This is a genomic window from Candidatus Eremiobacteraceae bacterium (assembly GCA_035314825.1).
In the GTDB taxonomy this organism is placed as follows: Bacteria; Vulcanimicrobiota; Vulcanimicrobiia; order Eremiobacterales; family Eremiobacteraceae; genus JAFAHD01.
This window is the reverse complement of sequence record DATFYX010000024.1, coordinates 1-13,208: the sequence shown is the minus strand read 5'-3', so window position 1 is coordinate 13,208 and position 13,208 is coordinate 1. Positions and strand designations below refer to the sequence as shown.

Here is a 13,208-nt window from a genome sequence, read left to right as displayed (position 1 = left end):
ACTGCTGTATGAGCCCCATCCGCACGTACGAACCGGGCGAATTTTGCTGGACCGATCTCGGCGCAAGAGACGTCGCCGCCGCGAAGAAGTTCTATCGGAGCCTCTTCGGGTGGAAATCGGTGGATTTGCCCATGGGCCCGGGGGACGAGAAATACTCGATGATGCGCATCGGCGGCAAAGACGTATGCGCGATCTATCCGATGTCCGCGGAGCAGAAGAAGGCGAAAAGCGCGCCGTTTTGGCTGCCGTACATCGCAGTCAAGAGCGTCGACGCGGCCGCTAAGAAGGCGAGAGCCGCCGGCGGAAAGATCGGCATGAAGCCGATGGACGTCATGGATCAAGGCCGCGTGGCGATCATCACGGACCCGATCGGCGGCGGCGTCGCGCTATGGCAGGCACGCGCTCATCGAGGCGCAGCGCTGACCGATAAGCCGGGCACGGTGACATGGCACGACTTGAACACGCCTAAACCGGCCGCCGCCGGCAAGTTCTACACGAAGGTCTTCGGGTGGAAGCTAGTGGATCAAGACTTCGACGGGAACAAGTATCATCTGCTCACCCTTAAAGGCGACGGCGTGTGCGGCATCTGGCCCGAGCCATCCAAGAAGCTGCCGCCGAGCTGGATCACGCACTGGAAGGTCGTGGACTGCACCAAAACGGTCGCGAAAGCCAAGCGGCTGGGCGGACGCGTCGTCCTAGGACCGATCGGGGTTTCGGGTATGGGCCATTTCGCCATTGTGAAGGACCCGCAGGGCGCGGCGTTCGGGCTCATCGGCAAGTAGGGAGCGGCACCTTACCACGAGTGCAATGCGCGCAGCCGCGACGTCTTTTTGACCTGGTGGCCCTCCATGCGGCCGAGCACGTCGTCCAGCAGCGCGACCGCGTCAGCGACATACGGCCCTTTGTTGAGCATGACGCACTCGGCACGTTCGGCCATCGCAACGTCCGTGAATTCCGCGCGCGAGGGTATGCCGCTTTTGACGAAACCGTCGAGCACCTGCGTCGCCCACACCACGGGGACGCTCGCGGCTTCGCACAGCCACAGCAGTTCTTCTTGCATCTCCGCAAGCCGCCGATAGCCGATCTCGACCGCCAAATCGCCGCGCGCGATCATGACGGCCACCGGCTGGCTGCCGCCGACCTCGACGATCAGCTCGGGAAGGTTGCGCACCGCCTGCGCCGTTTCTACTTTCAACATGATCGCCAAGCGTTGGGGATCGGAGCGCCGTGCTGCGAGCTCGCGCTGAAGCCGGCGCACATCGCTTGCTTCCCGCACGAATGAATAGCCGATGATATCGGCGTGCGTGGCCACGAAGTCGAGGTCTTCGCAATCGCGCTGCGTGAGCGCGGCGACCGGGAGCGCCGTGTCGGGAAAATTCAAACCCTTGTCGGCGCGCAGTTTCTCGCCCTTCGGCCGGGCGGTCGTGACGCGCAGCATGGCGCCCATCGGCAGCATGTCATCGACGACGGCGCCGATCTTACCATCATTGATCCAGACCGGATCGCCCTTGTGGAGATGTTCGATGACGTCAGGGATCGTGCAGCGCATCCTGACCAGGTGATCCGGCACGACCATGGCGGTGCCGCCGGTGAGCACGATCGTGTCGCCGACGTGCAGCCGGTGGTCTTCGCTCGGCAACTCGACCCCGGCAGTGCGGACCTTCGGTCCGGCGAGATCGATGCAGACGCGGCACGTTCGACCAGATTCCGCCGCAGCGCGCCGGACGTGCGCGACCATCGCCTCCCATGCGCCACGGTCGTCGTGCGCGCAGTTGATGCGCGCGCAATCCATGCCGAGTTCGACGAGCTCCTTGACCACGTCATAGGAGGACGCGGCTTCCGGCGGGAGCGTCACCATGATATGCACGGCGCGGTTGGGTGGCGTCGGTCCGAAGACGATCTCGGTCTCGCGGCGCAGCAGCCGCTCGCCGCGGAAGAACGCATGCGCGCTCGGATAGCGCGCGTCGGCCGACTCATGTGCCTTGACCGCCGAAAGGCTCGCGATCACGGCATCGAGGTTGGGCAGGACGCGTGCTTCGCACCGGCCTAGCGAGGAAAGCCCGAGCGGCATCAGCTCGAGCTGCAACGCCCGCAGGTCGTTGCGCCGCAACGCGAGGTAGTTGGCGAGGTTGAGCGCGCTCAAGGCGAATGCGCGCCGGGCGATGCGCGGACGCCAACCGTCGAAGGTGCGCCGGCCCTCCGATGCGACCTCGTCGCGCAGGCGTTCGAGCTTGCGCAACAGCTGTTCGATACTCGCGGGTTCGCTTGAGGGTGGTCGTAGCGCCAACATGCACGACATGCAGCTATGATAGACAATGCCGGAGTTAATGATATGAAGGCCGTGTAACGGCGACGTGCGTAACGCCGCCTCTATCTCACCTTCAGCGCTCCTAGGACGTCATCGCGCCACAGCGTTACAAGCATCCAGGCATACACCAGCCCCATCGTGGCCGTCGATATGAGGATAGGCCGCACGTCTTGGGGGTTCCAGAACACCGTGAACGGCATGGTGAGCGCCAGGGCCGCGCCCGTCATCACCGCCCAGAACGCGATGATGACCAGGGCCAGCACTCGTGCCCACGCCTGGCGCGCGAACAGACCTAACCCGGCGGCCAGATGCGCCACGCCGACGACGTCGACCACCGGACGGTGTGCGAGCCGGTCGACGGGAGGCGGGATGTGCGGCGGCGGGATGAATGGGAGCAGCCCGCGCAGGGAGTAGGCAAGATCGATCGCGCCGATCGCGACTAGACAACCCGCGACCAGCCACAGCGCCAGCGCCGGATTGCGGGGGACCTCGAAGAAGCGCCTCACCCGTGTAGTATTGGGCGGAGTGCCCGGTTCCGCCCTCGAAAATAGAGAATCCACCATGATGCAGCTCTCGTTGCTCCAACTGTCCGACGTCGAAGTGCTCAACGACGACGAGTCGGGGCAGATCATCTACCGGCGCGCGCTCTTCGATCCGCAGCAGACGCAGACGTGGTTCCAGGAGCTGCGCGATGGCGTCGCCTGGCGCTCGGAGAGCCGCCCGATGTACGATCGCGTCGTCGACGTCCCTCGGTTGGTCGCATCGTTCGCGCTCGGATCCCCGGGCGTCCCATCGCCGATCCGCGAGATGCGTCCGGTTGTCGAGCAGGCGTGCGGCGTCGCCTTCCTCTCGGCCGGGCTGAACTTCTATCGAGACGGGAACGACAGCGTCGCGCCGCACGGCGATCACATCGAACGTCAAGCGGATCGTGCGCCGGTGGCGCTCGTCAGTCTCGGCGCGACGCGCCGCATGACGATCCGCAGCAACGCCAAACCGCGGCGTATCCTCGATCGCGATCTGGAAGCCGGCAGCCTCCTGATCATGAGCTACGCCAGCCATCTCAATTTTCTGCACGGCATCCCGAAGACGCGCGAGCCCGTCGGCCCGCGCATCAGCGTCGCATTCCGGCGCGTTCCCAAGACGCCCGCGAAATAAGAGACCCTAAGGGTGCACGCCCAACTGTTTCCCGGGCTGCACGCTGGCGTTGACGACCGACCACTGGCCGTTCTTCTTCACGGCATCGACGTGGATGACAGCCTGGCCCCTTTTGAAGACGACCAACGAGTCGTAGGACGCCCTCTTGACCTGATCCGAACCGCTGCCGCTGATCTCGGTCGTCCCATGCGCTTTGTTGTAGGCCACCATCGGGCCGAGCTTGTCCGAGAGCTGGCTGAAGAAGACGCGGTCGCGCGCAACGCGGGCGGGCGTGTACACGGAGGGGTCGGCGAACTTGACGAGCGCATCGACGCTCCAGTGCCCGAACACCGCCGGGATCACCGTGTCCATGACGCTTTGCGAGTCTGCATCGTTGGTCACCGTGGTGGTTGGGGCGCAGCCGGACACGACGACCACCAGCGCGATAAATATGAGAGTGTTGAGCGTACGCACGAAGGGCCCAATACGGACAATGAGACCAAACTCCTAGCACCCGAAGGCCCTGCTCGCTGCGCCCGGCTAAGCCACGCTGACGGTGCCGGTTCTCGACTTCATCCTGTTCTTGGCTCTCGGACTGCTGCTTGGCTGGCTTGGCGGCCTATTCGGCATCGGCGGCGGACTCATCGCCATCTCGATCCTGGGCCTGGCGTTCGGCATGGACCAGCAGCACGCCCAAGGCACCTCGCTTGTCATGGTCGTGCCGACCGTGCTCATCGGGCTCTATCAATACTGGCGCCGCGGCGGCATGGACGGTCGCGTCATCGCGCTCATGATGGCCACCGCCGGAACCATGACCTACATCTTCGCCCGCGTCGCCGTCGCTCTGCCAAGCGCGCCGCTGCGGCGCTGGTTCGCGATCTTCTTGGTCGTGCTTGCGCTGTATTACGCGTGGCGCGGTTACGCTGAATCGCGCCTCAAGATCAAACCGATCGTGCTGCCCTGGCCGTACACGGGGATCGTCGGCTTGTTCGGCGGCGCGCTGTCCGGGCTGTTCACGGTCGGCGGTGCGGTGTTCTCGGTGCCGGCCCTGACGTTGCTGTTCGGCATGTCGCAGACCGTCGCACAAGGCGTCGGGCTCGCGCTCGTCATTCCCGGCCTGCTTCTCGGCCTCGTGGTCTACGGCGGCGCGGGAGACATCCATTGGCCGATCGGCCTCGCTTTGGCCGCCGGCAGCGTCTGCACCGTGTCGTGGGGCGTGTCGCTCGCGCACAAGCTGCCCGAGACCGCGCTCAAGTACGGCTTCAGCGCCTTGCTGCTGGTGACCGCGCTGCTGCTCTACCTGCGCACCTAGCCGTAGTCCCGACCGGTGTTGTTAGGTTGTGCATGACCGGCGGGAAGAGAACGAGTCGCCGGACCGAATCGGTCCGGGTGACGTACGAGCAGGCCCGCGCCGCCTTCGACTCGCTCGCGGCCGCCGAGCGCGCTGACGACCGCATCGACCCGCTGGGCTACTCGCGCTTGATGGACCGCGGCAGCCGAGCGGAGCGCGCGATCGCCTTCTATCACGGCTTCACCAACTGCCCGCAGCAGTTCGTCGAGCTCGGGCAGCGCTTTTTCGACGCGGGCTACAACGTCTACATACCGCGTCTGCCAGGTCACGGCATGCGTGACAAGATGACGACGTCGCTGGCGCAGGTGACCCGAGACGACCTCACGCGCGCCGCCGCGCAGGCCGCCGACATGGCTGCGGGTCTGGGCTCGCGCGCCCACGTCGCCGGCATCTCGCTCGGAGGCGTCTTGGCCGCCTGGGCGGGCGAGAACCAGCCGCTGGCGGGCGCGACGGCGATATCTCCCTTCATGGGAGTCCGCAACCTGCCCGGATGGGCGAACTCGCTGCTGGCCGGCACCCTCTCGCTGCTGCCGAACTTCTACTTGTGGTGGGATCCGCGCGTAGGCGCGAACAACCCGGCCACGCCGCCGTACGCCTACGCGCGCTATCCGACCCACGCGCTGGCGGCGCAACTGCAGATCGCGGCCCGCATCAAGTCGCTGCCGCGCGCGCAGGGATCCGGGCTGTTCGTGAACGCGCACGATCCAGCCGTGAACAATCGGATCTCAGAGAGCCTCTACGACCGCTGGCAGAAGCGCGGCGCCCGCACCGTGCGCGAGATCCTCGACGCCGGCAAGCTGCCGCACGACATCATCGACAACTTCGCGGGCAAGCTTCCCGTGGACCGCATCTATCCTGCGATCCTCGACATGGTGGCGCGCGTCGACGCGCTCAGCGAGTGATGATCACGTTCGAGAGGATATCTCCGGCGGATCGAAGGCCCGCTGTCGATACCACTGGATCTCCTGTCGCGTCGAGCCGGCCGAGACGTTGACCTCGAGCACGAATGCGGCCGACCCGGCGAACAAGAACGTGCCGCCCAGCATGACGATCACCGGACCGAGCCAGTCCAGCTTGCTGTGGAAGAGCAGCGTCAACGCGATGACCAGCGTCGAGAGCAAGAACAAGCTGATCGCGACGTAGTAGCACACGAGCGCGGTGCGCGCCAGCTCGTTGCGGCGCTGCAGGATGCTGAGATGCTGGTCGATGAGCAGCAGCGCATGCTCGTTGCCGGCCTGCCGCATCTCGAGGCCGCGCGCGATCAGCGCGCGGATATTGTCGACGATGCGTCCGAGGCGGATGAGGGTGCCCTGGACCAACGACCCTGCTGCCAGGATGAGGATGGCCGGCGTGATCATGCCGGTGACCACCTGCAGCGACGGGAGCATGGTGATACCGCTGCCGAACATGCGCGTGCTTTGGACGACGAACCGGAAATACCCGCCTTCGCGCAGTGCTGGAACGCCGGCGATTTCTTTGCGGCGCACGAGGTGCTCGAAGGCCTGTGGGTGCGGCGCCGCGACGACGGTCTGCGCGGGCTGATCCAGCTCGCCGTCTCGCTCTATCACATCGAACGAGGCAATCTCAAAGGGGCGCGCACGATGATCGCGCGCGCGCGCGGCCGCTTGGCCAACCCGGCCAACGCGCCCAACGCCATCGATTTGAAGATCATGGACGAGTACGCGGCGCGCGTGGGCAAAGCCCTTGAGGACGGCCAGGCGCGGGAGATCGTCGCCGACCGCCCGCGCCTGAACGTGGTCCCGCGTTCTTGACCGCGAGACTACCGCTACGCCTTGCTCGGCTTCGGCGTATGGACCGGGGCGGGCTTCGTGTTGGTATGGGTCTTGGTCGTCTTGTGGCCGCCGCTGCCGCCGGAGCCGCTGCCGCCCGAACCGCTGCCGCCGGTGCCCTTAGGCTGGCCCGATGCGTTCCACGTCGTGTTCCCTTTGTACGTGTTCGGGCTGTACGAATTCGTGTGTGACGCGTTCGCACCGTTGGCCGGGTTCGGGTTGTTGAACCGATCCCACGCCGAGCTCGGTGCGTGCGTGGTTGTGTTGACTTTGTCCAACGCGGTGCCGTTTGTGACCGCGCCGGGATAGACGTGTTGCGCGACGGTCTGCACGGTCGAACGCTGCTGCGCAAACGTCGGCGGCAATGTCTTCGGCGGCGGCAGCTTGCTGAAGTGCGACGACAGCGGCGCGCCTGAGGCGACATGCCCTGAGCTCCAGTTCGTGTAGCTCAGGTTCTGCTTGGTCGGCACGACCGGCAACGCGCTGCGCACCAGCGCGGCGTTGTGCAGATCCTGGTCGTTCACCGGCACATAGTGGTACGCGCCGCCGTTCGTGAAGTTCGTGGTCGAGACAGCTGAGACCGCGTGCGGCACCGCGGCGTTGCGGTAGATCTTGGTGATGTTCACGTTGGTGATGTTGGTGACGTTCGTGTAGTTGTATACGACGGTCGTGCGGTTCACGTAGCCCGGACCCCACCACGGATGATACGACTCGTACGGCGCCAGCGGCACCCAGCCGACGTTGCCGAACGAGAGGTTGAACGAGAAGCCGCTGCCGCCGCCGCCGAATCCGAAGAAGGCGACCAGCGCCGGCCGGTACACGGGGCGCACGTAGACCGGACCCGGATACCACGCCCAGCCGATGCGCTGCGCGTAGAACCAACGTCCATAATGGTAGGGCGCCCAGCCCCACGGTTCGTACCCGACCCAGGTCCAACCGTAATACGGCTGCCAGACCCAACGGCCGTCCTGATACGGCGCCCAATTGGCTGGGTAGCTCGACGCGACCCACACCTGACCGTAACTCGGATACGAGACCCAGTGTCCGTACGAGTCGAGGTCGGCAAGACCCGGAATGCCCGTGTTCGCGTACGGATCGCCGGCCGCCGCGGCGACGAACTGATCGCGCTGGCTGTTCCAGGAATCGAAATCATCATAGGCGATGTTGGCGACTGTGCTGACCTGCGGGTTCGACGACGAGCCGCTGACCATGACCGTTGTTCCAGTCGCGATCGTCTGTGAGCCCAGCGGCGAGACGAGCGTCGCGCTGCCTGAACGAACGCTCACCAGCGTGTCGCCGTCGTTGGTGACGTTGATGCGATACCGTCCGGCGACGGCCGGGCGGATGCCGATCGACGGCGTTTGGACGAGGGGACGATCGCCGGTGACGTCCAGCACGCGCACTTCGATGGTGCCCTGTGCGACCTGCAAAGTGCTGTCCGTCGGATCGAGGTTCGTGAAACGCAGCTGGCTGCTTGAGCCGACGCGGACGAAGTTCGCAGCATCCAGCTGGACTTCGGTGCGCGACGCTTGTCCGGTCGAGATGTAATCGCCGACGCTCACCGGCGCGTTGATCGCGGCCGCGACGGTGTCGCCCGAATCGGCGCGCTGCATCGTGACGGTCCCGTTCAGACTGCTGATCCTCGCCACGCCGGACCCGTCATCGGCGCGCGCCGGCGCCGGCCACGCGCCTGCCAGCAGTGCAAGCGCAGCGCTCAGGCCTGCGAGGACCTTCGCGCCGCGAACGATAGTCAAGGTCATTGGACCTCCCGATTGCGCGATCACGAGTAGCGGACGACGACGATCTTATTGGCGAAGAACGCGCCGTTCTGCCAGTAGCCCGCGATGTTCACGACCATGCTGGGCGCCAGCGTCGTGCCCGTCGGGCGGATGACGGTGCCCTGATGCAGGACCACCGGGAACTGCCGGCCGTCGACGCGCAGCGTCATGTTGAAGCGGTCAAAGCTCGTGACGACGCCCTGGACGTCGTACGCTCCAGCGTAACGGTCATCGGCGTCGGCCACGACGGCGGGTGTGAACACCAATGCGGGGCCGCCGTAGATGACGCGCGCGTCAGCTCGGACGGCCGCGCACGCCAGCACGCCTGCGATGGCGATAAGGGTCAAGATGTTGCGTGTCATGTCCAGTACCTCTGTGTATGGTGCCCCTTCCGGGGCCGGTTGCATCCTTCGTCAAGCATACCGCCGGCGCTGTCGTTCCTGCTTAAAGGCTGATGAGAGCTTGTTTAGAGGGAGTTGTAAAGATCGATGTACTCGTGCGCGGACCGGTGCCAGCTGAAATCCTGGCGCATCCCATTGCGCTGCAACTGCCGCCACTGCGTCGTGTCGGCGAAGAGCGCAAGCGCGCGGGCAATCGCTTGCTCGAACGCGGCCGCCGCCGGCTCGTCGAAACAGAAGCCGGTCGCCGTCTCGTCGTGCAGCGACGCGACGTCTGAATCCACCACGGTGTCGGCCAACCCCCCCACTCGATGGACGATCGGCGGGGTGCCGTAGCGCAGACTGTACATCTGGTTGAGCCCGGACGGTTCGAAGCGCGAGGGCATCAAGAAGATATCGGCTCCGGCCTCGACCGCGTGCGCGAGCGGCTCGTCGTAGGTCAGGCGCAGCGCTACATTGCCAGATCGCGCCGCTGCAAACTCTTGCAGCAGCAGCTCGAAGGGCGTGTCGCCTCGGCCCAAGACGACCAGCTGGGCGCCGGCGTCGAGCGCACGCTCGAGCGCCGCTGGCACGAGGTCGATGCCTTTTTGCTCGGTCAAACGGCTCACGATGCCGAACAACGGCGCGCCGGGAGACTCAGGCAGTCCGAAATCGCGCAGCAATGCGGCCTTGCATGCTGCTTTGCCCGATAGATCCTCGGCGCTGTACCGCGCCGTCAGCGACGCATCGCGAGCCGGATCCCACAGCGAATAGTCTACGCCGTTGAGAATGCCGCTGAGGCTCTCTGCGCGGCCGGCGAGCAAACCCTCCAACCCGCAGCCGAATTGCGGCGTCTGGATCTCGCACGCGTAGGTCGGGCTCACGGTCGTGACCCAGTCCGCGAATTGCAGGCCGGCCTTGAGCAGTGAGAAGCCGCCGTCGTGCCCGATGCCGGCCTCTGCGCGCAGCTCCTCTGGCAGCCCGGTGAGCGCGAACCGCTCGGCGGCAAAGGTTCCCTGGAACGCGATGTTGTGCACCGTGAACAGCAGCCGCGGGCGGCGCGCCTCGCCCAGCAGCAGCGGCACCATGAGACCGGCGTGCCAATCGTTGGCGTGCACGACGTCCGGCTGCCATTCGAACGGCGAGCCCTGCTCGCTCAACCGTGCCGCCGCCCGCGAGAACAACGCGAAGCGCTCGAGATTGTCAGGCCAGTCGGCGCCCGCGTCGTCCCGATACGGGTCACCGCCGCGATCGTACAAGTCTGGGTTGGCGATCAGCCAGATCGGCAGCCGTGAATCGGGCGTCACAGCTTCGATCACGTCCGCCCGCCCTAACCCCTCGAACTGCGCGAGGAAGCGCGGCGGTGCTGCGTCGACCACGGCGCGTAGTGCAGACGGATAGGCCGGCATCACCAGGCGCACGTCCATGCCTTGGGCGGCCAATGCCGCCGGCAGCGCAGCGCCTACGTCGCCGAGCCCGCCGGTCTTGGCCATCGGATAGATCTCTGGCGATGCGAAGAGCACCCGCACGCTAATGCCTCGCGATCACGTGGTTAGGCCAGCATGCGAGCGAGGCTCGGCAGCGCTTCGGCGTACGTCGGATGGATGTGCACGGAGCGCTCGAGCACCTGCCACGTGGAGCCGGCTTCCATGTGCGCAAGGATGACGTGGATGAGTTCACCGGCCTCGTAGCCCACCATCGTGGCCCCCAAGATCCTATCCGTCTTCTTGTCCACCACCAACCGGTAGAAGCCCGATGTCTGGCCCCACTCGATGGCGCGTGCGATCCAGCTCGCCTCGTAGGTGACGCAGCGCGCATCGAAGTCTTTGGCCAGCGCCTCATCGAGAGTGAACCCGACTCGGGCGACCTGCGGCTCGGTGAACGTCGTGTAGGCGAGCACGCGGTCGTCGCGCGTGCGCGTGCCGCCCGCCGTGATGTCCTTCAGACGGCGATAGTCTTCCCACGACACATGCGTGAAGGCCGGCTGGCCGGCGACGTCGCCGATCGCGTACACGCCTGCAGCGGTCGTTCGCAGCTGCCGGTCCGTCACGATCATGCCTTGGGCGTCGAGCTCGACGCCGCCAGCCGCGCAGTCGAGCGCGCCGCTATTCGGCGTGCGCCCGATCGCCACCAGCAGCGCATCGCCCTCGAGGCGCTGCCCGGTGTCCAAAGTCAGAGCGAAGCCCTGGGCGGAATGCTCCACGCGCGATACTTGCGGGCCGAGATGCAGATAGACGCCGTCCTCATGCAGACTGGACTCCAGCGCCGTGCTCGCTTCGGGCTCTTCGCGTGAGAGCACGCGCGCGTTGCGGTCGACGATGTGGACCTCCGCGCCCGCACGTGCCATGCCTTGGCCCAGCTCGAGACCGATGTATCCGCCGCCCAACACCAGCAGCCGCCGCGGCAAGGCCGTCAGATCGAAAAACGTCTCGTTGGTGAGATACGGCGTGCCCGCAAGCCCGTCGATCCCTGGAACGAAAGCGGTCGTGCCGGTGTCGATCACTACCAGCGGCGCCGTGAACGTCCGATCGCCGCCCGTCACCGTGCGCTCGCCCGAAAAGGACGCCTGCGCGTGCACGACTTTCACCCCCGCCTGCTCGAGCCGCTGGCCGACGCGGTGCATGAAGTCGTCGCGGATCATGCGCACGCGCTCCATCACGGCTGGAAAATCGACGTGCACCTGCGCGTCGACGCCCAGCACCTGCGCACGCCGCGCCCGCCCGGCGCTGTGCGCAGCAGCCAAGAACGCTTTCGATGGCGTGCAGCCATAGTTTATGCAGCTGCCGCCCAGCCGCCCGCGCTCGAACAACACGACCTGCTTGCCCTCGCGCGCGAGGTCGGCGGCGAACGGCACGCCGCCTTGGCCGCTGCCGATCACGATGGCGTCGACGGCTTGGGCTGTCATATCTGACCTTTTTCTGGGCGCGAGTATTCGGCGCTCTGCTGCAGCAGCTTGGCGACCAGACCGGTCCAGCCTGTCTGATGCATCGCTCCGAGGCCGTATCCGTTGTCGCCGTTGAAGTACTCCGGGAACACCAAGAGCTCGCGGAAATTCGGATCGCGTTGCAGCTTCTCGGAATCGCCGAGCATCGGCCGGCGTCCGTCGCTGCCGGGCACGAACAGGTCGATGAGGCGGCGCGAGAGCTCCGAGGCCACTTCCCACAAGTTCATGAGCTTGCCCGAACCGGTGGGGCATTCGACCTTGAACTCATCGCCGAAATAGTAATGGAAACGCTGCAGCGCCTCGATGATCATGTAGTTCGAGGGGAACCACACCGGCCCGCGCCAGTTCGAGTTGCCCCCGAACAGCGGCGTGGTGGATTCGCCCGGCTCGTAGTCGACGACGTGGACGTCGCCGTCGATGCGCAGCTCGTACGGATGCTGCAGATGGTACTTCGACAGCGAGCGGATGCCGTGACCGCTCAAGAACTCCGATTCGTCGAGCATTTTCGCGAGTATCAGACGCAGTTTGTCCTCATCCACGATCGACAGCAGGCGCTTGCCGCGCACGCTCTTCGTACCCAGATTGGCGGCGAACGCGTGCAGATCGGGCCGGTTGCGGAAGAACCACTGCAGGCGGCGCTCGAAGTTCGGCAGCATCGAGACCTGCACGTCCTCGGCGGTCGCAACCGCCATGAGCGGGATGAGCCCGACCATCGAACGCACCATCAGCGGCATCGGCGGCTTGCCGTCCACCACCAGCGCGTCGTAATAGAAGCCGGTCTTATCGTCCCACAAGCCGATGGCGTCTTCGCCCGTGCCGTTGATGGCGTCGGCGATGTAGACGAAGTGCTCGAAGAATTTGGTCGCGATATCCTCGTAGACCGGGTTTTCCTGCGCGAGCTCGACCGCGATGGCCAACATGCTCAGGCAATAGACCCCCATCCAGCTCGTCGCGTCCGCTTGGTCCACGCGCGAGCGCTCCCACAGCATGGCGTTGCGGTCGAAGGCGCCGATATTATCGAGGCCGAGGAAGCCGCCCTGGAAGATGTTATTGCCCTCGGCGTCCCTGCGATTGCACCACCAGGTGAAGTTGAGCAGCAGTTTTTGGAAGACGCGCTCCAAGAACATGCGGTCGGTGCTACCGAACATCTTTTGTTCGATCTTGTAGACCCGGTACGCGGCCCACGCGTGCACGGGCGGGTTGGCGTCGTTGAAACTCCATTCGTACGCCGGCATGTGCCCGTTCGGATGCATGTACCACTCGCGCGTGAGCAGGTCGAGCTGGCGCTTGGCGAATACCGGGTCGATGAGCGCGAGCGTGATGCAGTGGAACGCCGTATCCCAGGCGGCGAACCATGGGTACTCCCAGTTGTCGGGCATGGACATGACGTCGTCTGCTTCGAGATGCTTCCAGGTGCGGTTGCGCCCCCGTTTGCGTTGCGGCGGCGGCGGCGGCATCGCCGGATCGCCCTCCAGCCAGCGATAGACGACGTAGTTGTAGTACTGCTTGCACCACAGCATTCCCGC

14 protein-coding genes are annotated in these 13,208 nt (G+C 65.6%); 5 read left to right on the top strand and 9 right to left on the bottom strand.

Annotated elements, in window-relative coordinates:
* Positions 1 to 8 precede the first annotated feature (8 nt).
* A complete protein-coding gene (locus tag VKF82_03950; protein ID HME81214.1) occupies positions 9 to 782 on the top strand; it encodes a VOC family protein in 774 nt (257 codons plus the stop codon).
* Positions 783 to 793: 11 nt separating this feature from the next.
* On the opposite strand, the gene VKF82_03945 is transcribed toward VKF82_03950, so the two are convergent.
* Together VKF82_03945 and VKF82_03940 are read right to left on the bottom strand one after the other, a co-directional pair.
* Positions 794 to 2,239 (bottom strand): pyruvate kinase, encoded by a 1,446-nt coding sequence (locus VKF82_03945; protein ID HME81213.1) that lies wholly within the window; start codon positions 2,237 to 2,239, stop codon positions 794 to 796.
* A 131-nt stretch (positions 2,240 to 2,370) separates the two neighbouring features.
* Entirely contained in the window at positions 2,371 to 2,814 is a 444-nt protein-coding gene (locus VKF82_03940; GenBank protein HME81212.1) for a hypothetical protein, read from the bottom strand.
* 55 nt (positions 2,815 to 2,869) lie between these two features.
* On the opposite strand from VKF82_03940, the gene VKF82_03935 reads away from it, so the two are divergent.
* The gene (locus VKF82_03935) at positions 2,870 to 3,463 is read left to right on the top strand and encodes an alpha-ketoglutarate-dependent dioxygenase AlkB (GenBank protein HME81211.1); all 594 of its coding nucleotides are present in this window, start codon (positions 2,870 to 2,872) and stop codon (positions 3,461 to 3,463) included.
* A 6-nt stretch (positions 3,464 to 3,469) separates the two neighbouring features.
* Here the strand turns inward: VKF82_03935 and VKF82_03930 are convergent, their stop codons facing one another.
* Positions 3,470 to 3,916 (bottom strand): hypothetical protein, encoded by a 447-nt coding sequence (locus VKF82_03930; GenBank protein ID HME81210.1) that lies wholly within the window; start codon positions 3,914 to 3,916, stop codon positions 3,470 to 3,472.
* 82 nt (positions 3,917 to 3,998) lie between these two features.
* On the opposite strand from VKF82_03930, the gene VKF82_03925 reads away from it, so the two are divergent.
* Both VKF82_03925 and VKF82_03920 read left to right on the top strand, forming a co-directional pair.
* Positions 3,999 to 4,754: a sulfite exporter TauE/SafE family protein gene (locus tag VKF82_03925; GenBank protein HME81209.1), complete on the top strand. Its 756-nt coding sequence runs from the start codon at positions 3,999 to 4,001 to the stop codon at positions 4,752 to 4,754.
* A 77-nt stretch (positions 4,755 to 4,831) separates the two neighbouring features.
* Positions 4,832 to 5,695 (top strand): alpha/beta fold hydrolase, encoded by an 864-nt coding sequence (locus VKF82_03920; protein HME81208.1) that lies wholly within the window; start codon positions 4,832 to 4,834, stop codon positions 5,693 to 5,695.
* Between the two features lie 3 nt (positions 5,696 to 5,698).
* Here VKF82_03920 and VKF82_03915 read toward each other — a convergent pair whose 3' ends face one another.
* Positions 5,699 to 6,202 (bottom strand): DUF2721 domain-containing protein, encoded by a 504-nt coding sequence (locus VKF82_03915; GenBank protein HME81207.1) that lies wholly within the window; start codon positions 6,200 to 6,202, stop codon positions 5,699 to 5,701.
* Between the two features lie 9 nt (positions 6,203 to 6,211).
* Between VKF82_03915 and VKF82_03910 the strand changes: the two genes are divergently transcribed.
* A complete protein-coding gene (locus VKF82_03910) occupies positions 6,212 to 6,565 on the top strand; it encodes a DUF309 domain-containing protein (GenBank protein HME81206.1) in 354 nt (117 codons plus the stop codon).
* Positions 6,566 to 6,579: 14 nt separating this feature from the next.
* Here the strand turns inward: VKF82_03910 and VKF82_03905 are convergent, their stop codons facing one another.
* The 5 genes from VKF82_03905 to VKF82_03885 form a co-directional block, all read right to left on the bottom strand.
* Positions 6,580 to 8,337, bottom strand: coding sequence for a DUF6600 domain-containing protein (locus VKF82_03905; GenBank protein HME81205.1), 1,758 nt, complete (start codon positions 8,335 to 8,337; stop codon positions 6,580 to 6,582).
* 26 nt (positions 8,338 to 8,363) lie between these two features.
* The gene (locus VKF82_03900; GenBank protein HME81204.1) at positions 8,364 to 8,723 is read right to left on the bottom strand and encodes a hypothetical protein; all 360 of its coding nucleotides are present in this window, start codon (positions 8,721 to 8,723) and stop codon (positions 8,364 to 8,366) included.
* A gap of 104 nt (positions 8,724 to 8,827) precedes the next feature.
* The gene (gene glgA / locus VKF82_03895) at positions 8,828 to 10,267 is read right to left on the bottom strand and encodes a glycogen synthase GlgA (protein HME81203.1); all 1,440 of its coding nucleotides are present in this window, start codon (positions 10,265 to 10,267) and stop codon (positions 8,828 to 8,830) included.
* Between the two features lie 23 nt (positions 10,268 to 10,290).
* Entirely contained in the window at positions 10,291 to 11,643 is a 1,353-nt protein-coding gene (locus VKF82_03890) for an FAD-dependent oxidoreductase (protein HME81202.1), read from the bottom strand.
* The coding region (locus VKF82_03885) for a hypothetical protein (protein ID HME81201.1) at positions 11,640 to 13,208 on the bottom strand (1,569 nt) is incomplete at its 5' end. The genes VKF82_03885 and VKF82_03890, both read right to left, overlap by 4 nt.